Origin of the sequence: Cytobacillus solani, assembly GCF_001420595.1 — a bacterium.
Classification (GTDB): Bacteria; Bacillota; Bacilli; order Bacillales; family Cytobacillaceae; genus Cytobacillus; species Cytobacillus solani.
In genome coordinates this window covers 3,199,358-3,223,929 of sequence record NZ_LJIX01000006.1, presented here as the reverse complement: position 1 = coordinate 3,223,929, position 24,572 = coordinate 3,199,358, and the positions used below count along the sequence as shown (strand labels likewise).

Genomic DNA, 24,572 nt, shown 5'->3' with positions numbered 1-24,572 from the left:
CATTTCGTTTTTTGGGAGGAGGTGAAAGGCATGAATAAGACAGAACTAATTAATGCAGTTGCTGAAAGCAGTGAGCTTTCTAAGAAAGACGCTACTAAAGCAGTTGATGCTGTTTTTGATGCAATCTTAGATGCTTTAAAAAATGGTGATAAAGTTCAACTAATTGGTTTCGGAAACTTTGAGGTACGTGAGCGTGCTGCTCGTAAAGGACGCAACCCTCAAACAGGTGAAGAAATTGAAATCGCTGCAAGCAAAGTACCTGCTTTCAAACCAGGTAAAGCATTGAAAGATGCAGTTAAATAAGTACATATTGTGCTAAAAGCTTTTGCTTGAGCTAAAAACCGCGACTCTCTCGCGGTTTTTTCTTTTAAAAAAAACAAAATATACATACTAGAAATTTTACAAAAGGATCAATGGATTTTATTGCTTTTTTACAAAGATTATCTGTATGGCCAGCTTCCGCTTTTCTTTTTTGCTAGTAACGAAATGATTGTGCTAATATGGACATATTACGTTAGATTTAGATAGTTGTGAACTTGAGGAGGATGTATGATGGCAGAGGTAAATCGTGCGCAGATTGAGGATGCGGTACGTTTAATATTAGAAGCAATCGGAGAGGATCCTAATCGTGAGGGTCTGCTCGATACACCGAAAAGAGTGGCAAAAATGTATGAGGAAGTATTCCAAGGATTGAATCAAGATCCAAAGGAATATTTTGAAACGGTATTTGGCGAGGACCATGAAGAAGTTGTACTAGTAAAAGATATACCTTTTTACTCTATGTGTGAACATCATCTTGTCCCGTTTTACGGCAAAGCTCATGTTGCTTATATTCCAAGGAACGGAAAGGTAACAGGATTAAGTAAGCTGGCAAGAGCAGTGGACGCAGTTGCGAAAAGGCCGCAGCTGCAAGAAAGAATAACATCAACCATTGCGGAGTCAATCTTAGAGAAGCTTGATCCACATGGAGTTATGGTCGTTGTAGAAGCAGAGCATATGTGTATGACCATGCGCGGTGTGAAGAAGCCTGGTTCACAAACAGTGACTACTGCAGCAAGAGGCGTATTTGCTGATGATGAAAGAGCACGTGCTGAAGTGCTTTCATTGATTAAATTCTAAACTGTGTTAAAGGTGAATGTTGATTGCCGCAGAACGTACGAGAATCCTCGGAAATGCTGTCGTATTGACTAGATGCGGTGTTAGTATTCAAAGATGCTTATTCTGCAGGAGTAGGACAGGTAAGTCGCCACATGAGCTTGTTCTTCGATAAGGCTTACTGTCCATTCTGCGATAAGCGTGTGCTTCCAGCGAAAATCAACTGCAACATTCAGCACAGCCAAATTCTAAGATCAAATCACTATAGGCAAAAGGGTGTTTATATGGAGAATAGAATTCAAGTAGGAAATGAATATGTCATTATTAAAGCAAAAGAAGACGGTGTAAATGTAATTGGGTTGACAAGAGGGTCAGATACTAGATTTCATCATTCTGAGAAACTAGATCATGGAGAAGTAATGATTGCTCAATTTACTGAACATACGTCTGCAATAAAAATTAGAGGAAATGCCGTCATAATGACTGCCTATGGAGAAGTTGAAAGCGAATCAAAAAAATAAAATTCATACTAAATGTAAATTAACGTTCACAAAGCCGCGGTTTCTTCGAAAATTCCCTGACATTGATTTGTAATATATGATATAATGGTCTCTGCCTTATGTATACGTAAAAATAGACTAGTAAAGGGTCTATTTTCCTTAAATATAAATAGAGATCTTATTGAAATGAAGAAGAAAACTCAGGGAAAACAAGGGTGATTGTATGCAAAACTTGATGGTTAAATTAGCAGATGTGAAAGAGCAAATCAATGAAAAGATTAAGCACCCTTATTTACTTAAGCATATTGAACCGCCAATAATCGATGAAGACAAGCTTTTGCTCCTTCTTTCACTTCTTAATAAAGGAAGTGTACCGGAATTAATCGCGAAAAAATATTGCATAACAATCATGCTTATTCAAATTGCCCTTGATACTCATGAGCTTGTATCGAATCACAGACTAGATTCTGAGGAACTAAAGTCTAGGCAGCTTACCGTACTAGCTGGTGTATATTATAGCGGATTATATTATAAAATTCTTGCCGGTATTGATGATATTGAAATGATTCGTTCATTAGCTGAAGGGATAAAAGAGGTAAATGAACATAAAATTTCCCTCTACCAAAAATCAGCTAATACTTTTGATGAGTTAATGAATGATATAAAAAAGATTGAGTCTTCTTTATTTGTAAAGGTCGCTTCTTATTTGGATGACACGGAATGGAATGATTTTTCAGCTAATCTTTTATTCGTCAAAAGGCTAAACGCTGAGAGAGAATTATTCCTACAAGGAAGAAAGTCAATTGTTTTTGAAGCAATCAAGAATATAGTTGGCAAAAATGAAACATGTCATGATACGAATGATCAAGACAAGGATTTGCTCGCTATTTGTGATCATTATATTGACTGCTCAAAAAATCTCATTCAAAAGCAATTCAGGAAGTTCCCAATAATGGATGAATTATTAGTTAAGAAAATTCAGTCGGTACTTAGTAAGAATGAATCCTATGCAAATACATTAGTGGAAGAAGGGTAAGCAGTATGCAGCAATCTAAAGAAGAACGTGTCCATCATGTATTCGAAAAGATTTATGGGAATTATGACAAAATGAATTCCGTCATCAGCTTTCAGCAGCATTTAAGATGGCGTAAAGATACAATGAAGAAAATGAACGTCCAAAAGGGTGCGAAGGCTCTTGATGTGTGCTGTGGAACAGCTGATTGGACAATTGCATTAGCTGAGGCAGTCGGTCAAAAAGGCGAAGTGATCGGATTAGATTTCAGTAAAAATATGCTGAAAATCGGGGAACAAAAAGTAAAAGAAATGAATCTTAAACAAGTCCAGCTAGTGCATGGAAATGCGATGGAACTCCCTTTTCCTGATAATACTTTTGATTTTGTAACAATCGGATTTGGTTTGCGAAATGTACCGGATTATTTACAAGTATTAAAAGAAATGCATCGAGTTGTAAAGCCAGGAGGATTGGCTGTTTGTCTTGAAACATCTCAGCCAACGATGATTGGCTATAAACAAGCTTATTACTTCTATTTCCGCTTTATTATGCCGATGTTTGGTAAGATATTTGCGAAAAGCTATAAAGAATATTCATGGCTACAAGAATCTGCACGAGACTTCCCAGGAATGAAGGAGCTTGCCCGCATGTTCGAAAATGCTGGTTTTGATCAGGTTAGCTACAAACCATATACCGGAGGAGTAGCAGCTGTTCATATAGGGAAAAAAGAAAAATAATATTTTTTCTGAATGCTTTTTCATAGGAATGTTTGTGCATATAATAACATGATGTATGGAAGCAGCAGACAGGATATAAGCTGGGTGAGTATAGATATGAAGTTGAAAATGATGTATTCATTTTTGAATTCAGATTTAACGATTATTGAAGAAGCACTCGAGGAGACAGTCCAAGCAGAGTCTCCTTTATTGCATCAAGCATCCTTGCATTTATTAAAAGCCGGGGGAAAACGAATCCGCCCAGTTTTTGTTTTGCTAGCTGGAAAGTTTGGAAATTATGATATCAGTAGAATAAAAAATGTTGCTGTATCGCTCGAACTAATTCATATGGCCTCACTTGTTCATGATGATGTCATTGATGATGCTGAACTAAGAAGGGGCAAACCTACGATAAAGGCTAAATGGGATAATCGCATTGCGATGTATACAGGGGATTATATATTTGCACGCGCGCTTGAATTAATGACTAAGATTGAAAAGCCATTTGCTCATCAAATTTTAGCGGATACCTTAGTTGAGCTATGTATTGGTGAAATTGAGCAAATTAAAGATAAATATAATTTTGATCAGAATGTACGTAATTATTTTCGGCGAATAAAAAGAAAAACGGCGATTTTAATTGCTGTTAGCTGTCAGCTAGGTGCGATTGCAGCTGATGTTGAAGATGAGGTGCATAAAAAGCTTTACCAATTTGGCTATTATGTTGGAATGTCTTATCAAATTATTGATGATGTGCTTGATTTCACTGGTACAGAGAAACAGCTAGGAAAGCCAGCAGGTGATGATCTCCACCAAGGAAACATTACACTTCCCGTTTTATTTGCGATGAAAAATGAGGAAATCCGCGAAAAAATAATTAAAGTAAATGTGGCGACAAAGCGTGAGGAAATTGAACAAATGATTTCTTTGATTAAGAATTCCGGTGCAATTGAAAAGTCTTTGAAGGTAAGTGACAATTACTTAAATAAAGCGCTTGAAATCTTAAATGAGCTTCCACATAATCGAGCTAAAAAAACACTAAGAGATATTGCTAATATGATTGGTAAACGGAAGTTTTAAACGCTGTTTTCCGAATATATTGCTAAATTATCAAAAAAATGTTACTATTTTCATGGGTTGTCTTCTTAGGTAATTCACTATACATATGTTTTAGGAGTGGAAATCATGGAAAAAACATTTTTAATGGTAAAGCCTGATGGTGTTCAACGTAATTTAATTGGAGAGATTGTCTCTCGTTTCGAAAAGAAAGGGTTTCAACTTGTAGGCGGTAAGCTTATGAGCATTCCGCAAGCGCTTGCAGAGGAGCATTACGGAGAACATAAAGAGCGCCCATTCTTTGGAGAATTAGTTGACTTTATTACTTCTGGACCTGTATTTGCAATGGTTTGGGAAGGTGAAAATGTCATCGCTACAGCTCGTCAAATGATGGGGTCTACTAATCCTAAAGATGCAGCACCAGGTACAATCCGCGGTGACTTCGGAGTTACAGTTGGTAAGAACATCATTCACGGATCCGACTCACCTGCAAGTGCTGAACGAGAAATTGGTCTTTTCTTTAAAGAGGAAGAACTTGTAGAATATGCTAAACTAATGAATGAATGGATCAATTAATTGATTTGTTTGAAAAGCACTTGCTTTTAGCGAGTGCTTTTTTTGTTAGGTCGTTTAGATATTTTCATTTCTATATTGACCAATGATATCCAATTTGTTACGTTAAATCCATCTTTATTTAATAGAGTTGATGGGTGGAATGATCTTGCTTTCTTTTCGTATTCGTTTTATTTTATTATTTTCAATTTGGGCATTAATCATCCTTTCTCCTAGTAAGAATACTGGCGTGTTCGTATTGCTCTTTTGTGCTCTTTCACTATCTGTTTATTTTCTTCTTCCTCTTTTTAAAAAAAAGCTGCCTATTACCCTAATCTTACTAGCTATTACGTACATGTATGCATTTTTATTTGAGGAAAAACTCATGCCATTTTTTGTATTATTAATTCTCTTATATAAATTGGAGTCTGCTTTTTATTTATCCCCACTCTATTTTCGTAGTTTGCTAATTGGAGTAAATATTATTTTAATAATTTACCTTGTTGTAACGGTGGAGTCAGCAAGTGTACTGGCAAGTCTGTTTATTTTGATCCTCCTCCTCTTTTATGCTTTTTGGTACTTAAATACTCATTATTTTAATCTCATTCATCAATCCCAATTATATGAACAGCTTATTGATGAATATAGAAAGGTAAAAAGATATGCAGCAAAAAATGAGAAAGCAATACGAATGGAGGAAAGGACTCGGATCGCAAGAGAAATGCATGATTCTGTCGGACATAAGCTAACCGCTCTAAGTATGCAATTAGAAATACTCCTTATGAATGAGAAAAATGATGTCCTTCAATCGATGAAGGACATTGTTAATGAAAGTTTAGAAGAGACAAGAAAAGCTGTTAGGGCTTTAAATATGGATGATGTCGAAGGAATATCTTCAGTTATTCAATTAATAAGAAAACTGGAATCAGAGAGTCACTTACGAGTACATTTTACAACAAAGCAGGGAGCTTTAAGTCTCACCTTATCTAATCAAAACAGCATCACCTTATACCGGGTTTTACAGGAATCCTTAACAAATGCAATGAAGTATGGACAATCTAGGGAAGTGTTTGTCACATTAGGAACAACTCCGCTTGGCCATTTATATTTTGATATTAGAAATTCATATGATCATATGAAACCATTTCATGAAGGTTTTGGTTTGAAAAATATGAAGCAAAGGGTGGAAGAAGCGGGTGGTACGCTCGAAATTTATCAATTAGATCATACCTTTATTATTGAGGGGTCATTGCCATAGAGGAGAGATGAAATTGATTCGTGTATTAATTGTAGAAGACCAAAGCATCGTCCGCCAAGGGATAAAAATGATTCTGGAACAAAACGAGCTATTTTCCGTTGTTGGAGAAGCGGAAAATGGCTTAGTGGCGATTGATTTTTTGGAAAATCATCTTGTAGATGTTGCTTTAATGGATATACGGATGCCGAAGATGAATGGAATAGAGGCAGCTCACAAAATGAAAGAAAGATGGCCGAATATTAAGATTCTAATCCTTACGACATTTAATGATGAGGAATATGCACTCCAAGCCTTAAAGCTTGGTGTAGATGGATTTCTGTTAAAAACCTCAGATGGGCATAAGTTAATTCATTCAATAAATAGCTGTCTTGAAGGTGGCATGGCAATACATGAACAAGTAGCAGCAAAGGTGCTGCCAAGGCTGTTAGAAAAACCAGAAATCGATTCAATCGACATTCATTTAACACCAAGAGAATTAGAAATTACAAAGCTGATTGGAAGAGGAAAGACGAATAAAGAGATTGCAAGTGAACTCTACTTGTCCATTGGGACGGTTAAAAATCATCTAACACAGATTTTACAAAAACTTGGTTTAAGAGATCGCACTCAGCTGGCGATCTTTGCTATTAAGCATGATCTTCTATAAGCAAAAGCTTTTTTTATGAGTTATGTCAATTGACATAGCTTTTTTCATGATAAGGAAAATGACTAAGGTCATGGATAAAGGGTTTTTTAATGACTTAGGGCAGTGTAGAAAGCTTTAAATCTTTTCTATACTAATCATGTACAAAGGAGGGAATTTCATGTTAGAAGTGGTGGAGTTATCCAAGCATTTTAAAAATAAAAAGGCAGTTAAAGGAGTTAACCTGTATTTGGAAAAAGGGGAGACAGTTGGCTTGCTCGGTCCAAATGGTGCAGGAAAGTCAACAACGATATCATTAATCTCTTCATTGGTTCATCCAACGAGCGGAGATGTTCGGCTTAAAAATGAAAGTATAATAAGGAAACCGGAGAAAATAAGAAAGATTCTAGGCGTCGTTCCTCAGGATATTGCCCTGTATATGGATTTAACAGCAGAAGAGAATCTCGAGTTTTTTGGAAGGATTCATCGTATTAAGAAAAAAGACTTACAGAGAAAAGTGGAAGAAGTATTAGATATAATTGGCCTTACAGATCGAAAAAAGGATTTGGTAAAAACCTTCTCAGGTGGGATGAAAAGACGTTTAAATATTGGTGTTGCATTACTTCATGAACCTGAATTAATCATTATGGATGAGCCGACAGTCGGCATTGACCCCCAATCAAGGAACTATATCCTTGAAACGGTCAAACGATTAAATACGGAAAAAAATATAACTGTATTATATACAAGTCATTATATGGAGGAAGTAGAGTATCTGTGTGACCGTATTTATATAATGGACCATGGGGAAGTGATTGCAGCAGGCACGAAGGAGGAAATAAAGGCCATATTATCTTCAGAACAGTCCATTGCAATAAAAGTAGAAATCTTGAAAGGGGAATATTTACAACTTCTGCAAGCCCTTCCTAATGTAAAAAATATCTCAGTTCAAGACCCAGCAATTACTTTAATTGTCCCTAAAAAGGCAAATATTCTAAAAGACCTTTTCAAATTAGCAGAAGAGACAAAAACAAATATTATCTCTGTTCATATTGAGACACCCACTCTGGAAGATGTGTTCCTCCATTTAACAGGCAGGCAATTAAGGGATTAGGGGGAGGACGAAAATGATAGCTCAATTAATTAAAAAAGAATTGCTCATGGTATGGAGAAGACCACGTGAACTAGTCATCCTCCTCTTTATGCCTTTTGTCCTCATCACTATTTTAGGAGCTGCATTAGGATCAATTATTGATGGTGAAGCTCCTGATTTGGATATTAAACTCGCAGTTATTCAAAAGGATGATGCCGCTTACGGAGAAGAAAAAATGATTAAAAAAATGGCAAGCTTGCCGATCTCTCCAGAAGAAAAAGCAGTGGCAATTGAAGGAATAAAAAGCTTCAATCCGATAAGAATCTTATTTGATGACGTATTTGCAAGCGAGGAATTTAAAGATAGTATTCAAGTAACAGAAATGGAAACTGTGCCATCTGACAAAGAGGCACTTGAATATAGTGGAATTCTAGAGATTCCTGCAGGCTTTACGGAACAATTTTATCTTCATGCTTTTTTTAATGAGGACGAAGTCCCTAAATTAAACCTTAAACTAAATGAATCAAGCACACTAGAAGGCAGCGTGTTAAATGATATATTTACCTCTTTTCAAGAAGATATTTCTCTATGGTCAGCTCTGCCATCACTAGGAATTGATCCGGAAACACTGCAAAACAGTATTATTTCTAAAGTAGGAAAAACAGAAACAGTAACAAAGAAAAAGCCAGTTAATGCTGTCACTTATTACGCAATTGGGATGTGCGTGATGTTTATGTTTTACGTAGCAGGAAATTCGGCGGCGTTGGCATTAGAAGAAAAGGAAAATCAGATTTATGGACGGATTTTGTTAGCAAACGTACCCGTACCGATATTTTTTGTTGGCATTTTTGTGTCAACGATTATTATCACCTTTGTGCAAATGAATATATTGTTTGGCTTATCTGCACTTATCCATGGTGTAAGCTGGCCAAATGTTATTGATTATTTTGTTGTCACTTTTACTTTATGTGTGATGGTTGGAGGGTTTGCTGTTTTTATTTCAGCAATTAATTATCGTTCGAATTCAAGAAGTGCAACACAAGTATTTTCAAGCTTTTTAATACCAATTATAGCTTTTGTTGGCGGAAGTTTTATTCCAGTTTCACAAATCGGTGGTTTTTTTGAAATGATATCTCAATACTCACCTGGTGGGGCAGGGATTTCTGCCTACTATAAAATCATGCAGGGATATTCTCTAAGTGACGTATCAAGTCAATTATTGTCTGTGTCGATTACAACTGTCCTGTTACTATTGTTGTCAATTTTGATCCGGCCGAGAAGAGGTGAATCGATATGAGAGGAATCATATGGGCGAATTTCCGCTTGCTACTTAGGAAGCCAGGTGCATTTATTACAACGACGATTATTTGTATCGCATTTGCCTATTTATTAGGGAAGTCATCCTTCACAAAAGTTGAAGTTCCCGTTTATAGTTCCTTACCTGAAGAAGAGGTAAATTTAATTATAGAAGATCTTAATAAGGGTGACGCATTTGAATTTGTCGTTGAAGATGAACAAGAGGTTAAGAACAAGGTTGCTGCAGGAAGTGTAGAAGCAGGTATTTTACTTGAAGCTGATTCCTTTACATTATATCAAGTGGGCAATACTGAGAATTTTCATCTGATTAATCAATATGTGGAAAGATACTATATAAAAAGATTAAAAGAAAAAGCAGTCATTGACCTTGCTGTTGATACAAATAAAGCGTTAGAAAAAATTAATGAAGTGAAAGAAAATCAACTTTTCCAGCTTTCCTTAGCATCTTTTTCAGATGAAGAACAATGGGTTTATGATCCGGGTCTGCAATCATTATTTGGATTTGCCTTGTTCTTCTCAATTTATACTGTTGCATTTAATGTAGTTGAAATATTGCGAGAGAAACAAATGGGAATTTGGGATCGGCTGATTCTATCTTCTACGACAAAGATGGAAATGTATATCGGGAATTTACTTTATTGTTTTTTCATTGGCTATATACAGATTGCCTTAATATTTGTCGTTTTTAAATACGGTGCAGGAGTGGACTTTTATGGTTCATTTGGTAAGACCTTGATCCTGATTATTCCTTATTTATTTTCGATTGTCGCATTATCAATCTTTTTAACTGGCATCGTTAAAACAATCGGTCAATTTAATGCATTAGTTCCGTTAATAAGTGTGAGCTTTGCTATGCTTGGTGGAGCTTATTGGCCAATTGAAATTATTACTTCTGAGACACTTTTAACTATTTCAAAGGCTATCCCCATTACATATGGGATGGAGCTTTTAAAAGGGGCAACGATATCTGGATTATCATATAGCGAATTATTATATCCGATTTCTATATTAATTTTAATGGGTGTAGTCATGATGGGGATTGGCATTCGGTTAATGGAAAGAAGGCATGTATAATCGCGAGTCACCCACATTTTACGCAAAATTTTCAACAAAATACACTCCAATATGCCAAATTTCAGCTATACTAATAATGTATATAAGAAAAATTAGCAATGAATAGAGGAGTAGGCAATGTCGCAGGATTATCAGAATTTCATTGTAAATATTAAAAAGAAAACAGGGATAGATTTATCCTTGTATAAAGAAGCACAAATGAAAAGAAGGCTCCAATCGTTATATGAAAAAAAGGGGTTTAAGTCTTTTAACGATTTTTTTGATTCTATGAATAAAGATAGAGAATTACTAAATGAATTTCTTGATCGAATGACAATTAATGTGTCAGAGTTTTATCGAAATGCCAAAAGATGGGAAGTGCTTGAAAAAAAAATTATTCCAAAACTGCTTACGAAGAATAAGCGTTTGAAAATTTGGAGTGCCGCATGTTCGACAGGAGAAGAACCATATACACTTGCCATGGTTATGTCGAATTTTATGCCATTATCACAAGTCCAAATCTTAGCAACAGATTTAGATGAAAATGTAATTGCTAGAGCAAAAATGGGTGTGTATCCGGAAAGGTCTTTAAATGAAGTGCCAGAGGAAAAGAAAAAGAAATATTTCACGAAAGATGGAACTTTTTTTACAGTATCTGATGATGTGAAGAAAACAGTAACCTTTCGCAAGCAAAATCTCTTAGCTGATACTTTTGGGGGTCCATTTGATTTAATCGTCTGCCGAAATGTGCTTATTTATTTTACAGAAGAGGCGAAGGATGAGCTCTATTATAAATTTAGCGGGGCATTAAACAAAGATGGCATCTTTTTTGTAGGAAGTACGGAGCAAATCTTTAATCCAGGGAAATATGAGTTTGAAACAGAAGACACATTCTTTTATCGGAAAAAGTAACTGAGGACCTGGAGAAATCCAGCCTCTTTTTTTTACATTGCATTGCTTTTCTTTTTTGAGTAACCAACCATTTCATGTTAAAATGCATTAAATATAGAAATAAATTATAGGAATTTTCTTTTTTTAACTATTTTTATTATTTATCCTATGTTATATTGGTACATAATCCTTTAATGAGTTGAAGGGGGAAAGAGTTTTGCGATACTTAACTTCGGGTGAATCCCATGGTCCGCAGCTGACGGCCATTATTGAAGGGCTGCCAGCAGGTTTGCCGTTACTGGATACAGATATTAACTTTGAATTGGCAAGACGGCAAAAAGGACATGGCAGAGGAAGAAGAATGCAAATCGAAAAAGATACTGTCCAAATTGTAGGAGGCATTAGACATGGGTATACCCTTGGATCGCCAGTTGGATTAGTTGTTGAAAATAACGACTGGAAGCATTGGACGAAAATTATGGGACAGGGACCAATTGCCCCTGATGAAGAGGAAGAAATCAAAAGAAAGATTACACGTCCTCGCCCAGGTCATGCTGACTTAAATGGTGCACTAAAATATGGACATCGGGATATGCGAAATGTTCTTGAGCGCTCATCGGCAAGGGAAACAACAGTGAGAGTAGCGGCAGGAGCAGTCGCAAAAAAACTATTAAAAGAGCTTGGAATCGAGGTTGCTTCACATGTTATTGAAATTGGCGGAGTGACGTCTGCTATTAAAGAATATGAATCTCTTCAAAAATTACAAGAAATCACTGAAGGTTCGCCAGTAAGATGCCTTGATCCAGTCGCAGAAAAGAAGATGATGGATGCCATTGACGAGGCAAAACAACAAGGTGATTCTATTGGTGGAATTGTTGAAGTTATTATCGAAGGTATGCCTCCTGGAGTAGGAAGCTATGTTCATTATGACAGAAAGCTTGATGCGAAACTAGCTAGTGGAATGATGAGCATCAATGCATTTAAGGGCGTTGAGATTGGTATTGGTTTTGAAGCTGCTAGTAAGTCTGGCAGTGAGGTTCATGATGAAATTGCCTGGAGTGAGGAACGGGGCTATTACCGGAAAACCAATCGTTTAGGCGGCCTTGAGGGCGGGATGTCTACAGGCATGCCAATTGTTGTCAGAGGGGTAATGAAGCCGATACCTACTCTTTATAAACCGCTTCAAAGTGTTGATATTGAAACGAAAGAACCCTATTCGGCGAGTATTGAACGTTCAGACAGCTGTGCTGTTCCCGCTGCAGCAGTCGTTGCCGAAAATGTGATCGCTTGGGAGCTTGCAGCTGCGATTGTTGATCAATTTTATTCTGATCGATTGGAAACATTGAAGGAGACAGTTGATAGGCAAAGAGCTTTTGCAAGGGAGTTTTAATATGAAACAAATTACCATTCAAACTGCCTCAAAAACATATCCTGTTTTTGTTGGTTCGGGTGTTATTAAGGAATTGTGTACATTTATTAATAGTGCATTCTCTTCCATATCAAAAGTAATGATTATTACGGATGAAACTGTTGCCGATTTGTATTTATTTGACATTGAACATGCGTTGGCAGATTTCCAAACACATACATGTATCGTCCCAAGCGGAGAAATAGCAAAAACGTTTGATGTGTATTACCAATGCATAACCTTTGCGCTTGAGAACAAGCTTGACAGGAAATCGCTTGTCATTACGTTTGGCGGAGGTGCAGTTGGTGATCTTGGAGGATTTGTTGCTTCTACTTTTATGAGGGGAATCCCATTTATACAAGCGCCGACAACCATTCTTGCCCATGACAGTGCAGTAGGTGGGAAAGTAGCTATTAATCATCCTTCGGGGAAAAATATGATTGGAGCCTTCTACCAGCCGGAAGCTGTTTTTTATGACTTGAATTTTCTTCAGTCGCTTCCATTGCATGAAAAAAGATCTGGCTTTGCCGAAGTGATTAAGCACGGACTGATTCATGATTCATCCTTTTTTTTCTGGCTGCATGATCACATTCTTTCATTGGAAAAGCTACCAGTGCCTGATTTAGGTTATATGCTTGCTAGAGGAATTGAAATTAAACGGGATTTTGTTTCTGTTGATGAAAGAGAGACAGGCATTCGTGCATTTCTCAATTTTGGTCATACACTTGGCCATGCGATCGAAGCGGAGGCAGGTTACGGCAAGTGGACCCATGGAGAGGCAGTTGTAATTGGAATGTTATTTGCATTGGAGCTAAGCCGGAAAAAAATGGGTCTATCTTTTAATCATGAACATTTGAAGAGATGGCTCGAGCAGTTGGGATATGCTACAGAACTTCCGAAAGAATTAAGACTTAATAAACTTCTTGAGCGTATGAAACAAGACAAAAAGTCGATCAATCAAAAGGTGAATTTTGTATTGTTAAAGGATATTGGTAGCCCCATCTCATATGAAATGACGGATGAAGAGTTATTAAATGGGCTGTACATATTTCAGAAGGGGGAATGATTGTGATTCGAGGTATAAGGGGAGCCACTACTGTAACTGAGAATATAGAAGATGAAATTATCGAAGCTACAGAAATCCTGCTAAGACAGATGATTGAACAGAACAAGATTGAAGCAAATATGGTTGCATCTGTTTTTATTTCTGTGACAGAAGACATTACTGCTGCATTCCCGGCAAAAGCCATCCGTTTAATTAATGGCTGGACGTTTGTCCCTGTTATGTGTATGAGAGAAATTCCTGTTCCATCTGCATTGGCAAAATGTATCCGCGTTATGATGCATGTAAATACAATGATTCCGCAAGAAGAGATAAGCCATATTTATTTAGGTAATGCAATAAGTTTAAGGCCAGATTTGAAAGTTGAGAATAAGTCCTTATAATTCATAGAATTGTATTCGCAAAAATGATAGGAAAAGGTGAATGATCATGAAATGGAAAGAGCAGCTGCTTCAATTAACTCCCTATCAGCCAGGGAAATCAATCGATGAAGTGAAAAAGCAATATGGCCTAGATAAGATCATCAAGCTCGCATCCAATGAAAATCCCTTTGGGTGTTCAGAAAAAGTTGTTGAAGCTTTAAATAATGCTCCTTTAACATTCCCGTTATACCCAGATGGATATGCGACAGAATTAAGAACAGCAGTAGCAGAACATTTGAAGGTCAATGAGGAGCAATTAATCTTTGGGAATGGTTCAGATGAGATTATTCAAATGATTTCAAGGTCATTACTAGGAAAAGGAACAAATACAATCATGGCAGAACGGACATTTCCACAGTATAAGCATAATGCCATTGTTGAAGGAGCAGAAATTCGGGAAGTTCCTTTAATAAATGGAGAACATGATCTTGATAACATGCTAGCGTCTATGGATGAGAATACGTCTGTTGTTTGGATTTGCAACCCGAATAATCCTACAGGCCATTATATTCCTGAGCACCAATTGCTCTCTTTCTTAGAAAAAGTACCGAAAGATGTTCTTGTTGTTCTTGATGAAGCTTACTGCGAATATGTGGATGCTTCAGATTATTGTGAATCTATTTCTCTATTGCAGCTTTTTCCTAACTTGATTATTCTGCGAACATTTTCGAAAATTTATGGGCTTGCAAGCTTGCGTATAGGCTATGGAATTAGTCTGCCAAATACTATACGTGCACTAGAACCAGTTAGAGAACCCTTTAATGTGAATCGTGCAGCACAAGCAGCGGCAATTGCTGCGATTAATGATCGATCATATGTTGAGCAATGTAAGCAGAAAAATCGGGAAGGGCTGGAACTTTTCTATCATTTTTGTATGGAAAACAAGCTCGAGTGTTACCCTTCACAAGGCAATTTCCTTTTAATTGACTTCAAAACAGATGGAAATGAAGTGTTTCAATATTTACTTGAAAGAGGATACATTGTACGCTCCGGTAAGGCTCTCGGTTTCCCGACTTCGGTTCGTGTAACTGTTGGGTCAAAAGAGCAAAATGAGGGTGTAATGAAAGTAATGGGAGACTATTTAACGTATAAAGCATCGTGCTTGGAGAGTGCGAAAGCTCAGTAATAATGATAAAAGTGTAACTTTTCAGAGGCTGTCTATAGCCTCTGAATTTATTTAAAAAGGTGGTGAGGAGCTTGAATGGCCGCGTATTTATCATTGGATTAGGATTGATTGGAGGTTCCCTCGCACTATGTATCAAGAAGCAGCATAAGAATGCAACTATTATTGGCTTTGATGTCATTTTCGAGCAGGCAAAGCTCGCAAAAATGCTTTCTGTTATTGATGAAATTGCCCCTTCAATCGAAGATGGTGCGAAAGAAGCCGATCTCATTTTAATCGCTACACCTGTCCAAGAGACGGAAAGAATTATGCAAGCTTTAGTGAATATGGAGCTAAAGGATCAAGTAATTATCTCAGATGCTGGGAGTACAAAAAAGGAAATCGTTAAGCGGTCAAAATTATTGGCAGATAAAGGGGTTGCATTTATTGGCGGACATCCAATGGCTGGATCTCATAAAAGCGGGATCACTGCTGCAAAGTCAATCTTGTTTGAAAATGCTTTTTACTTGTTAACACCTGAAGATCATATTCGTGCTGAACAGGTACAGCAGCTGCAAAGCTGGCTTTCAGGGACGAAAGCAAGATTTATCACGTTGTCTCCAGATGAGCATGATTATTTAACAGGTGTTATTAGTCATTTTCCTCACGTAATTGCAGCTTCGCTTGTGCATCAAGCAGAGAAAACAAGTGAAACGAAAAAGCTTGTTCCACGTTTAGCAGCCGGTGGTTTCCGCGATGTGACGAGAATTGCATCTAGCAGTCCTGAAATGTGGAGAGATATTTTATTACATAATAAAGAGGTTCTTCTAAGTCTATTAGTAAACTGGCAGGAAGAAATGCAAAAAGTTACAAATATGCTGGAAACTGAAAATAGTGAAGAAATCTATGATTACTTTTTAAGAGCAAAGCAATTTAGGGATGAATTGCCGCAAAAACAAAAGGGGGCAATCCCTGCCTTTTACGATCTTTTTGTAGATGTTCCTGATTATCCTGGTGTCATTTCAGAAATAACAGGAATTCTGGCCAAAGAGGAAATAAGTATTACAAATATTCGTATTCTTGAAACAAGAGAAGAAATATACGGTGTACTAGTAATTAGCTTTCAAACTGAAGAGGATCGTGAACGTGCGGAAGCATGTATTCATTTACATACAAGCTATGAGACTTCAGTTGCCCTATAAAAGATTATGAATATTAGTTTCCATTAATATTTGCGAAAGGATGATGAGGATGCCAAAAAAACTAGTAACCAAAGTGGAAGGCTTGAATGGGGAAATTGCCATTCCAGGAGATAAGTCGATTTCCCATCGGTCAATCATGTTTGGGTCAATAGCGGATGGAAAAACTGTTGTGACAAATTTTTTATTAGGTGAGGATTGTTTAAGTACAATCGATTGTTTCAAAAAAATGGGTGTCATGATCGAGCGGCAGGAAGAAAAGGTTATTATTCATGGCAATGGCTTTGAAGGGCTAAATGAGCCTTCAGAGATACTAGATGTTGGTAACTCTGGCACGACGATCCGTTTATTATTAGGGATATTGGCTGCGCGGCCGTTTCACTCTGTTTTGATTGGTGACCAATCAATTGGAAAAAGACCGATGACAAGAGTAACAAAGCCTTTGCAATTATTTGGTGCAGCCATTAATGGGAGAAAGAATGGTGAATTCACACCTTTATCCATTAAGGGCGGGAATCTAAAAGGAATTGAATACGAGCTTCCTGTAGCGAGTGCTCAGGTTAAATCTTCGCTACTTTTTGCTGGTTTACAAGCTAGCGGAACGACAACTGTCATTGAACCGGTGAAAACAAGAGATCATACTGAACGAATGATCAAACAATTCGGCGGAGAAGTAGAGAAAACCGGAACAGCGATCCGAATAAAAGGCGGACAGAAACTAACGGGTACATCGATTCATGTTCCAGGAGATATTTCATCTGCAGCCTTCTTTTTAGTTGCGGGTGCCATTGTACCAGGCAGTGAAATTAAATTGACAAATGTAGGTCTGAATCCGACCAGAACGGGCATTATTGATATTATGAAAGAAATGGGTGCAAAGATAACGATTAAACAGCTTACAGAGGATGAGTTTGAGCCAAGAGGAGATATCGTCATTCAATCATCTGCATTAAAAGGAATGACGATTGCAGGTGAGATCATTCCAAAGTTGATTGATGAAATTCCGATTATTGCTTTATTGGCTACCCAAGCCGAAGGTGTTACAGTAATTAAAGATGCACACGAATTAAAGGTAAAGGAAACGAATCGGATTGATACCGTTGTGGCTGAACTAACGAAGCTTGGAGCTACTATTGAGGCAACCGAAGACGGAATGATTATCTATGGCAAAACAGAATTAATTGGTGGCACTGTATCAAGTCATGGGGATCATCGGATTGGCATGATGCTATCTGTTGCGGCGACATTATGTAAAGAGGATGTCTACCTTGAGAATGAAGAGGCTATTTATGTATCCTATCCTACATTCTTTACTCATTTACAAAGTCTTATTTAGTTATTTGTCCACTTGGAGCTGCCTAAGCAGCTCCTTTTGTGTGAAATGTAAAACGTCAATCGATATTTACATGCTTGGTTGTGAACATTGCTCTAATAGATATTTGTCATATTTTATTTAACAAATACATAGCTTGTCATAAGACCGTATAAGAGGGGGGTTTTATGACTTATATTATTGAAAATGCAACCATATTAAAGGAACGAAAGATGACAAAGGCGTCACTGCTGATTGAAAATGGGAAGATTTTATCGATTAAACCGGATTATAAACGTTATGGGTTTATTCGAATGAATGCAGCTTCTTTTATTATGACCCCCACATCGACTCTTTTACTTAAAGAGTTCCCGTTAAATTTGCCTTTCCAAGAGTTAAAAAAATTCTTTATTGATGAATTCATTCTCAAAGGTTGTACAACCTTTTTAACGTTAGCTGTGGTTGCTCATGAGCAAGCGTTATTGAAAGAAATTAAACGAATTCATACACGGTTGTTAAATAGTCCAATCGATTATATTATTGGTGTAAAAATCTCTTCACGATTATTAACTCCGTCTATATTAAGAAAGTGCAAGCGTGAAAAGGTACCTGCTATCTTTGTAGAAATACATCATGTGGACGAGTTAGATGTTCTTCCTTGGGGATGGCTGAGGGAGGCAATGTTTCCATACAATAGTCCGCTGATCCCGATTTTTGTAAATGACAATGAGAAAGAAAGAAACGAAGCAAAAATCAAATGGAAGCGGGTCATGGAAAAAGAAAAAATTCCATCTATTAATGATGAAATAGCAGAAAATGAACCGATCCCATATCCTGTTTTGAAAAAAATAGGAATTTTCCCGAAGAAATCAAGTATTCATCAAGGCCTTGAGTTATCATATAACTTATACTTGAAGAGCAGGGAAATCAGAAATATTGAAGAAGTCGAGCTCTTTCATTATCATAGACATATGCTTGTTCATACTATCCATAAGGGCGAAGTCATCCGGGCACAGGATTATATTGATTTTCGTCCAGGGTTCGGTGAACATGTTAAAATAAACACACCATCCTATTTTACTATTTAATATACTGTAAGTTAGACAATCGTCCTGAAAGGAATTAATTATGGAAAAAGTAGATAATATTATTGAGCTAATAGAAAAAGGCCAGCATGAAGAAGCGATGAAGCAGCAGAAACAAATTTTGCTGCAAGGATCCCATGAGGAAAGATTTGTACTTGCGGAAGAGCTGTTTCAATATGGTTTTGTAGAGGAAGCAAAGGCTTTGTTTGAGCGATTACTGGAAGCATATCCAGAAGAAGGGGAGCTGCTCGTTCTTCTAGCAGAGGCTCATATCGACCTTGGTCAGGAAGATGAAGCAATCCTCGTCCTTGAACGAGTGCAGGAGGATGATCCAAGCTTTCCGCAATCGCTTCTCCTGCTAGCGGATCTTTACCAAATGGAAGGACTCTATGAGGTCAGTGAACAAAAGCTGCAGGAGGCTAAGTCCATCTTGCCAAATGAAATCATTATTGATTTTGCACTTGGAGAGCTATATGCTGAGCAAGGTAAATTTCTAGAAGCTACAAGAGCTTACGAAATGGTATTGCATAAAGAAGATGTAATTGCGGGTGTGAATGTTAACCAACGGATGGCTGAAGTCTTGAGTGTTGGTGGTGCATTTGAGGAATCAATGCCTTATTATGAAAAGGCATTGGATGATAAAATTGAAATTAATACATTGTTTAGCTATGCGTTCACAGCAATGCAAGCAGGCTTTAATCGGACCGCGATTGAAAAGTTTAATGAGCTAAAAGAGCTGGATCCTGAGTATCATTCTTTATATTTAAATCTGGCAAAAGCCTATGAACGGGAAGAGGAGCTTGAAAATAGCTACCAAGCGATAAAACTGGGAATCAAGCAGGATGAATATAATAAAGAGCTGTATTTTAGTGGTGGGAAGCTTGCATTAAAGCTTGGCAAGGGAGAAGAAGCGGAAAAGTTATTTAGGGAGTCATTAGCTTTAGATCCAGAGTTTACAGAAGCTGCTGTCACGTTGACAAAGCTGTTCCTTAAACAAGAGCGGTATGAAGATATTATAGAAATTACTGAAATGATGAACGATCTTGAAGAAGAAGAGCCACGGCTTCTATGGGATGCTGCAATCGCCCATCAGCACCTTGAAGAATATTCACAGGCATTAAACAAATACGACAGTGCATATACTTTTTTTAAGGAGCAGCCAGATTTTCTTTCAGACTATGGATATTTTCTAATTGAAGAAGGAAAAAGTGCCGAGGCTGCCGAAATTTTTAATACACTGATAAAAATAGAACCAAACAACTTAGAATATCAAGATATAGTACAAAGACTCTCGGAATAATCAACGAGGAGCTTGTCGCATTACAATTTGCAGAGGAGGGAATCTAATCATGTCAGCCCCTGTTTCTGTCAACGAGAAGAAAGATTTTATTCGCTGGTTTCTCAATCATTATCAATTAAAAAGGCGAGAATGCGTATGGATATTAAATTATTTAATGAGCCACGACCAACTAATGGAAAAGGTCCATTTTGTAGAGCAAGCGCAATATTGCCCAAAGGGTTTAGTGATGTCTACTCATTGTGTGGATGAAGTCCCTTTTCGTTTTTATAAGGAAAATGTCATGACTACAGACGCGGAGAAATCATTCCATGATATTAGATTGAACCGGGAGGAAGAAATCTTTATTCAATTAAACTTTCATGCATCAAACAAAACCCACCAATATGCAGCTGTTCTTGAGGAAAATCCTTTCATGCCAAAAAAGCTTCGAATTAATGAAAAAGACCGGCTGATTGCGGAACGATTCTTAGATAACTGTTTAGAAAGGTTTCAAAGGGATCATCTCTTGCAAAAAATTGATGAAGCGCTTGATAATCATGATGAACAGACCTTTTTACTGCTAACTGAGAAATTAAAAAAACTAAAGACAGATTTTCATTAGCTTGCTATACTGGCAAGCTTTTATTTTTTGCTTTGCTAGTGTGCTAAACTTCCTTTTAGTAAGTGAATTATAGTGATATGATTAGAAAGGATTATGGAATGTCAGTTATTTATTAGGACAAATTAAAGATATGGAGTGAAATGGATGAAGTGGATTTCCCAGGATATTGATATGTACTTAAAATCAAAGGAATATGTAGATACAGCTGTCCTGCCTTTGTTTCCTGTATCGTTACGAGATGATATAAAGCAAACGGCTGCGATGTCAGAGTTTATTTCTTTATTGAGTATTCAGCTTGAAAGACAGTTCAGAGGAAGATTGGTTATGTTCCCAGGCTATTCTTACTTAAAATCATTCCCTGAGGACAAGCTTATAAGTGATATAAAGCTATGGGAGAAAGAACTGACAGAGAAAGGATTCAAACACGTACTCTACTTAACATCTGATAGCAGTTGGAAAGCGCTTGAAAGTCAATTTGATGGTGGATTGATATGGCTGCCTTCCCTTCCGCTAGAACATATGGATGAGCAGTATAAAAATACGATTCTTGATGATCAAGTAAAGCAGCTCCTTCAATTGTTTCTGCAAAAATGGCAATCAGGCGAGTAAATGGCAATTTTAGTCACACAGTTGACATGTTTTCGTCAAACGATATATTGACCTTCAATTAAGATTGATATATCATTGTTATGTCCTAGTTTTATATTGTGTTGAATTTTGTCCGTTGGACTTAACTTCATAATAGAGGGGGGAAAGGTATGAGCAAAAATCGTGTTTCAAGACGTCAATTTCTAAGCTATACACTAACTGGTGTAGGCGGCTTCATGGCTGCTGGAATGTTGATGCCAATGGTTCGTTTTGCAGTTGATCCAGTATTGCAGGCAAAAGCTGGCGGTAATTACATTCCAACTCCGCAAAAGGTTGCTGATATTACAGAAGTGCCAACTCGTGTTGACTTTACATTTGAACAACAGGATGCATGGTACAATTCTGAAGAAACTGGAACTGCGTGGGTATACAAGGACGACAAGGGAGAAATTGTCGCACTTTCACCTGTTTGTAAGCATTTAGGGTGTGTGGTTAACTGGGAAGGGGATAAATCTAATCCTGACCATTTCTACTGCCCATGTCATGGAGGACTTTATACAAAAGATGGTACAAATGTTCCAGGTACACCACCTATTGCACCACTTGATGTATATCCTTACATTGAAAAAGATGGTTACCTGCACTTAGGTAAAGCAGAGCCAAAGAAGGGGGCGTAATCCTTGTTAAACAAAATTTATGATTGGGTAGACGAGCGTTTAGATATTACGCCTTTATGGCGCGATATTGCAGATCATGAAGTGCCAGAGCATGTAAACCCTGCCCATCACTTTTCTGCTTTCGTTTATTGCTTCGGCGGTTTAACATTCTTTGTTACCGTTATTCAAATTTTATCTGGAATGTTCTTAACGATGTATTATGTTCCAGATATTAAAAATGCATGGGAATCCGTGTATTACTTGCAAAACCATGTGGCATTTGGACAAATTGTTCGAGGAATGCATCACTGGGGAGCGAGTTTAGTCATCGTAATGATGTTCTTACATACGTTACGCGTATTCTTCCAAGGTGCTTACAAGAAACCGCGTGAATTGAACTGGGTTGTCGGCGTATTAATTTTCTTCGTTATGCTGGCTCTTGGTTTAACAGGCTACTTACTGCCTTGGGATATGAAAGCATTATTTGCAACAAAAGTTACAATGCAAATTATTGAATCTGTTCCGTTAATTGGGGTATATCTAAAAACCCTCATTGCTGGATCACCGGATATTGTCGGAGCGCAAACAATTACTCGTTTCTTTGCGATTCACGTATTCTTCTTGCCAGCAGCATTGTTCGCATTAATGGCTGCTCACTTTGTAATGATTCGTAAGCAAGGTATTTCAGGACCATTGTAAGATGAAATGAACAAAAAGAGGATTTTTAGATAAAGGAGGGGGAATCGCCCAATGCATCGTGGTAAAGGTATGAAATTCGTAGGAGACTCTCGTGTTTCTGCTGAACGAAAACCGAACATTCCGAAAGACTATTCGGAGTACCCTGGCAAAACGGAAGCATTCTGGCCTAACTTCCTATTAAAAGAATGGATGATAGGTGCCGTTTTCCTAATCGGATTTTTATGTTTAACAATTGCACATGAGCCGCCACTTGAAAAAATCGCGGATCCAAGTGATACAGCATATATTCCATTGCCAGACTGGTATTTCTTATTCTTATACCAACTATTAAAGTATACTTACGCATCAGGTCCATTTAATATTGTAGGTGCCTTAGTAATTCCAGGTCTTGCTTTCGGAGCATTGCTGCTTGCACCATTTATCGACCGTGGACCAGAACGCCGTCCATCAAAGCGTCCATTGGCAACAGGCTTTATGTTATTGGCAGTAGCAGCAATTACATTCTTAACTTGGCAGTCTGTAGCAACCCATGACTGGGAAGCAGCAGCGAACCAAGGGAAAATTGTTGCAGAAGTTGAAATTGATACAGAAGCTGAAGGCTACAAGATTATGGAAGCGAATACTTGTTTAACTTGTCATGGTGGAGAACTCCAAGGTGGAGGAGGAGCACCTGCTCTTATTGACACTGGTCTAACTCCTGAAGAAATAAAAGAAATAGTTACAAACGGTAAAGGTGCAATGCCAGGAGGACTTTTCAAAGGTACGGATGAAGAGTTTGACAAATTGGCTGAGTATATTTCAGGTATCGTAAGTGAATAAATAACAAGGCTGACGTTGATTCGTCAGCTTTTTTATTTTGTCTAGCGCAAGCAGCCTACCCCCGACGTACAGGAAGTACTAGTGTCGACAATGCGACAGGACAAGGAAAGCTTCGTCAGCGATGCATCGCACGACTAAAAGTGAAGCTTTTAGGAGGATGTCGCGCTTTTGTCGACCTCGAGGTCACAAGCTTGTCTAGTTGCGGCTCCTAAGGACTCGTGTCATAAGCCAATCCCTTTCAGAAGGAAATACACCTTCTTACAGGTCTTGTCTTATGCAGTCGTCCCTGGACAGTCGCCTCCACATTTCGATCAAGCCTCACAGAAAGGTAAAGAACACCTTTCCGTGAGGCTCGTCTTGTGCTTGTCGGGGGTGAGCACCAATGCAAACTTTCTTGAATATTCCTCGCAGGAACAAGCGGGTTTTGCTTGTTCCGAAGGCGCTTCCGCTTTTTTTAGTTTGCGTGCATATATTGTTCAGGCCTCTATGGTAAAATAATGAAGAAAATAAACATATATAGAGAAGAGGACAATCATGAAGTGGATTTATCCTGTTTTAGGAAATAAAGCTGTATTATGGCTACTGTTAGTTATCAATAGTGCAGGAACGATATACGGGTATATTTGGTATAAATGGCAGCTGGTTGATACACCTGCAATATTCTTGCCTTTTGTACCTGACAGTCCGACCGCAAGCCTATTCTTTGTATTTGTTTTAATTGCTTTTCTGTTAGGAAAAAATTGGCCATTATTTGAAGCTTTGGCAATCGTAACGTTAATTAAATATGGCATCTGGGCTGTTGTAATGAATTTATTAGTATTCCAAGTGACCGGAGAGCTTGATTGGATAGCATTGATGCTTATATTCTCTCATGGGGCAATGGCTATACAGGGAATGCTATATGCGCCTTTTTACCGTGTAAAAACGTGGCATCTTGTTGTTACAGGTATTTGGACGCTGCATAATGATGTCATTGATTATGTGTTTTTTATGCTTCCGCGCTACACGATTTTGGACTTATATACTCCACAAATTGGCTATTTTACATTTTGGCTAAGTGTATTTTCTTTAGGGATCACTTACTTTTTGACGATTAAAAAAAATCGTTTTCAACTAGAAATTAAATAACTGCTAATACTACTAGATAATAGAA

The 24,572-nt window shown here is 37.6% G+C and carries 27 protein-coding genes; all 27 read left to right on the top strand.

All coding sequences use genetic code 11. From position 1 onward, the window contains the following. Positions 1-30: 30 nt before the first annotated feature. Positions 31-303 (top strand): HU family DNA-binding protein, encoded by a 273-nt coding sequence (locus tag AN957_RS17970; protein ID WP_053476815.1) that lies wholly within the window; start codon positions 31-33, stop codon positions 301-303. A 249-nt stretch (positions 304-552) separates the two neighbouring features. Next, entirely contained in the window at positions 553-1,119 is a 567-nt protein-coding gene (folE, locus tag AN957_RS17965; RefSeq protein ID WP_053476814.1) for a GTP cyclohydrolase I FolE, read from the top strand. A gap of 260 nt (positions 1,120-1,379) precedes the next feature. Continuing rightward, the gene (gene mtrB / locus AN957_RS17960; protein ID WP_053476813.1) at positions 1,380-1,616 is read left to right on the top strand and encodes a trp RNA-binding attenuation protein MtrB; all 237 of its coding nucleotides are present in this window, start codon (positions 1,380-1,382) and stop codon (positions 1,614-1,616) included. Positions 1,617-1,818: 202 nt separating this feature from the next. Further along, the gene (locus AN957_RS17955) at positions 1,819-2,631 is read left to right on the top strand and encodes a heptaprenyl diphosphate synthase component 1 (RefSeq protein WP_053476812.1); all 813 of its coding nucleotides are present in this window, start codon (positions 1,819-1,821) and stop codon (positions 2,629-2,631) included. A 5-nt stretch (positions 2,632-2,636) separates the two neighbouring features. Further along, complete coding sequence (locus AN957_RS17950) at positions 2,637-3,344, top strand: demethylmenaquinone methyltransferase (RefSeq protein ID WP_053476811.1); 708 nt, start codon at positions 2,637-2,639, stop codon at positions 3,342-3,344. Positions 3,345-3,440: 96 nt separating this feature from the next. Further along, the gene (hepT, locus tag AN957_RS17945) at positions 3,441-4,403 is read left to right on the top strand and encodes a heptaprenyl diphosphate synthase component II (protein WP_053476810.1); all 963 of its coding nucleotides are present in this window, start codon (positions 3,441-3,443) and stop codon (positions 4,401-4,403) included. Positions 4,404-4,508: 105 nt separating this feature from the next. Next, the gene (ndk, locus tag AN957_RS17940; protein ID WP_053476809.1) at positions 4,509-4,955 is read left to right on the top strand and encodes a nucleoside-diphosphate kinase; all 447 of its coding nucleotides are present in this window, start codon (positions 4,509-4,511) and stop codon (positions 4,953-4,955) included. A 145-nt stretch (positions 4,956-5,100) separates the two neighbouring features. Further along, positions 5,101-6,189 carry a sensor histidine kinase gene (locus tag AN957_RS17935; RefSeq protein WP_172797654.1) on the top strand — a complete coding sequence of 363 codons (1,089 nt, stop codon included), beginning with the start codon at positions 5,101-5,103 and terminating at the stop codon, positions 6,187-6,189. A 13-nt stretch (positions 6,190-6,202) separates the two neighbouring features. Then, positions 6,203-6,835, top strand: a complete 633-nt coding sequence (locus tag AN957_RS17930) for a response regulator transcription factor (protein WP_053476808.1) — start codon at positions 6,203-6,205, stop codon at positions 6,833-6,835. Between the two features lie 157 nt (positions 6,836-6,992). Beyond that, positions 6,993-7,925: an ABC transporter ATP-binding protein gene (locus AN957_RS17925; protein WP_053476807.1), complete on the top strand. Its 933-nt coding sequence runs from the start codon at positions 6,993-6,995 to the stop codon at positions 7,923-7,925. A gap of 13 nt (positions 7,926-7,938) precedes the next feature. Then, positions 7,939-9,201 (top strand): ABC transporter permease, encoded by a 1,263-nt coding sequence (locus tag AN957_RS17920; RefSeq protein WP_056685422.1) that lies wholly within the window; start codon positions 7,939-7,941, stop codon positions 9,199-9,201. Continuing rightward, positions 9,198-10,295 carry an ABC transporter permease gene (locus AN957_RS17915; RefSeq protein ID WP_053476805.1) on the top strand — a complete coding sequence of 366 codons (1,098 nt, stop codon included), beginning with the start codon at positions 9,198-9,200 and terminating at the stop codon, positions 10,293-10,295. Before AN957_RS17920 ends, AN957_RS17915 begins: the two co-directional genes overlap by 4 nt. Before the next feature lie 117 nt (positions 10,296-10,412). Next, positions 10,413-11,186 carry a CheR family methyltransferase gene (locus AN957_RS17910; protein ID WP_053476804.1) on the top strand — a complete coding sequence of 258 codons (774 nt, stop codon included), beginning with the start codon at positions 10,413-10,415 and terminating at the stop codon, positions 11,184-11,186. A gap of 196 nt (positions 11,187-11,382) precedes the next feature. Beyond that, positions 11,383-12,555, top strand: a complete 1,173-nt coding sequence (gene aroC / locus AN957_RS17905) for a chorismate synthase (RefSeq protein WP_056685419.1) — start codon at positions 11,383-11,385, stop codon at positions 12,553-12,555. A gap of 1 nt (position 12,556) precedes the next feature. Further along, positions 12,557-13,639 carry a 3-dehydroquinate synthase gene (gene aroB, locus AN957_RS17900; protein WP_056685416.1) on the top strand — a complete coding sequence of 361 codons (1,083 nt, stop codon included), beginning with the start codon at positions 12,557-12,559 and terminating at the stop codon, positions 13,637-13,639. A 2-nt stretch (positions 13,640-13,641) separates the two neighbouring features. Beyond that, complete coding sequence (gene aroH, locus AN957_RS17895) at positions 13,642-14,019, top strand: chorismate mutase (protein WP_053476801.1); 378 nt, start codon at positions 13,642-13,644, stop codon at positions 14,017-14,019. Between the two features lie 46 nt (positions 14,020-14,065). Beyond that, a complete protein-coding gene (gene hisC, locus AN957_RS17890) occupies positions 14,066-15,184 on the top strand; it encodes a histidinol-phosphate transaminase (protein ID WP_053476800.1) in 1,119 nt (372 codons plus the stop codon). 71 nt (positions 15,185-15,255) lie between these two features. Next, positions 15,256-16,362 (top strand): prephenate dehydrogenase, encoded by a 1,107-nt coding sequence (locus AN957_RS17885; RefSeq protein WP_053476799.1) that lies wholly within the window; start codon positions 15,256-15,258, stop codon positions 16,360-16,362. A 49-nt stretch (positions 16,363-16,411) separates the two neighbouring features. After that, entirely contained in the window at positions 16,412-17,695 is a 1,284-nt protein-coding gene (gene aroA / locus AN957_RS17880; RefSeq protein ID WP_053476798.1) for a 3-phosphoshikimate 1-carboxyvinyltransferase, read from the top strand. A 164-nt stretch (positions 17,696-17,859) separates the two neighbouring features. Then, positions 17,860-18,759 carry a hypothetical protein gene (locus AN957_RS17875; protein WP_053476797.1) on the top strand — a complete coding sequence of 300 codons (900 nt, stop codon included), beginning with the start codon at positions 17,860-17,862 and terminating at the stop codon, positions 18,757-18,759. Positions 18,760-18,799: 40 nt separating this feature from the next. Continuing rightward, positions 18,800-20,056, top strand: a complete 1,257-nt coding sequence (locus AN957_RS17870) for a tetratricopeptide repeat protein (RefSeq protein WP_053476796.1) — start codon at positions 18,800-18,802, stop codon at positions 20,054-20,056. A gap of 49 nt (positions 20,057-20,105) precedes the next feature. Next, positions 20,106-20,657, top strand: a complete 552-nt coding sequence (locus tag AN957_RS17865; protein ID WP_053476795.1) for a ReoY family proteolytic degradation factor — start codon at positions 20,106-20,108, stop codon at positions 20,655-20,657. 144 nt (positions 20,658-20,801) lie between these two features. Then, positions 20,802-21,266, top strand: a complete 465-nt coding sequence (locus tag AN957_RS17860; RefSeq protein WP_053476794.1) for a YpiF family protein — start codon at positions 20,802-20,804, stop codon at positions 21,264-21,266. A 149-nt stretch (positions 21,267-21,415) separates the two neighbouring features. Beyond that, entirely contained in the window at positions 21,416-21,922 is a 507-nt protein-coding gene (locus AN957_RS17855; RefSeq protein WP_053476793.1) for a QcrA and Rieske domain-containing protein, read from the top strand. Positions 21,923-21,925: 3 nt separating this feature from the next. After that, on the top strand, positions 21,926-22,600 hold the full coding sequence (qcrB, locus tag AN957_RS17850) for a menaquinol-cytochrome c reductase cytochrome b subunit (protein ID WP_053476792.1): 675 nt from the start codon (positions 21,926-21,928) through the stop codon (positions 22,598-22,600). A gap of 51 nt (positions 22,601-22,651) precedes the next feature. Beyond that, the gene (locus AN957_RS17845) at positions 22,652-23,419 is read left to right on the top strand and encodes a menaquinol-cytochrome c reductase cytochrome b/c subunit (RefSeq protein ID WP_053476791.1); all 768 of its coding nucleotides are present in this window, start codon (positions 22,652-22,654) and stop codon (positions 23,417-23,419) included. Positions 23,420-23,953: 534 nt separating this feature from the next. Continuing rightward, positions 23,954-24,547 carry a lipoprotein heptaprenylglyceryl N-acetyltransferase LhaT gene (gene lhaT, locus AN957_RS17835; RefSeq protein ID WP_053476789.1) on the top strand — a complete coding sequence of 198 codons (594 nt, stop codon included), beginning with the start codon at positions 23,954-23,956 and terminating at the stop codon, positions 24,545-24,547. Positions 24,548-24,572 lie beyond the last annotated feature (25 nt).